Below are 818 nucleotides of genomic sequence, written 5' to 3' on the forward strand. Positions count from 1 at the left end.
CGCCGATGACCGACGGTGCGGCGCTGGCGCTGATCGGCCCGCGCGAGGGCGCCATTGCGCGCATCGTCGCGCATCAGGAGGTCGGCGGCGATCCCTGGGACTCGCTTACCGCCGGTTTTGCCGCGATGGACACGGCGCTGGCCAAGGCGGGCCTGACGCTCGCGGACATGGACCGGATCGAGTTCATGGAGGCCTTCGCCGTCACGCACGCCAAGTTCCTGCGCGACTACGCGCCCGACCCCGACAGGGTCAATGTCAGCGGCGGCCATGTCGCCAAGGGCCACCCGATGGGCGCGACCGGCGGCGTGCTGCTCTCGACCCTGGTCGACGCGCTGACCGACGCCGGCGGCACTTTAGGGCTGGTCGTCGCGACCGGGGCGCAGGGCGTGGGGGTCGCGACCATAGTGGAGCGTATCTGAATGCTGATCGACAAACTGCGCCTGCCGGTTGTGGCCGCGCCGATGTTCCTGGTGTCCGGCCCCGAAATGGTGATCGCGGCGGCGCGCTCGGGGATCATCGGGGCCTTTCCCACGCCCAATTGCCGCACGGCGGCGGACCTCGATGCCTGGATGACGCGCATCGCGGCGGAGACTGAAGGCGCGCCCGGCCTGTGGGCGGCGAATCTCGTCACGCACAGCAGCAACCAGCGGCTGGCCGATGACCTCGCGCTGATCGCGAAGCACAAGCCGCCGATCGTCATCACCGCGCTGGGCAGCCCGGCTCCGGCGGTAGAGACGGTGCATGGCTATGGCGGCATCGTGCTGGCGGACGTGATTTCGGTGGCCCTAGGGCGCAAGGCGGCGGCGGCGGGCGCGGAT

At 70.7% G+C, this 818-nt stretch carries 1 protein-coding gene and 1 pseudogene; both read left to right on the top strand.

Annotation, left to right across the window (positions count from 1 at the left end):
• Window positions 1-419: pseudogene (locus DM995_RS19095) on the top strand (acyl-CoA thiolase); the annotation flags it as partial.
• Window positions 420-818, top strand: a 399-nt coding sequence (locus DM995_RS19100) for an NAD(P)H-dependent flavin oxidoreductase (RefSeq protein ID WP_198669501.1), incomplete at its 3' end; no start/stop codon positions are given. It lies immediately after the preceding pseudogene.

The organism is Blastomonas sp. UPD001 (assembly GCF_003426715.1).
Classification (GTDB): Bacteria; Pseudomonadota; Alphaproteobacteria; order Sphingomonadales; family Sphingomonadaceae; genus Blastomonas.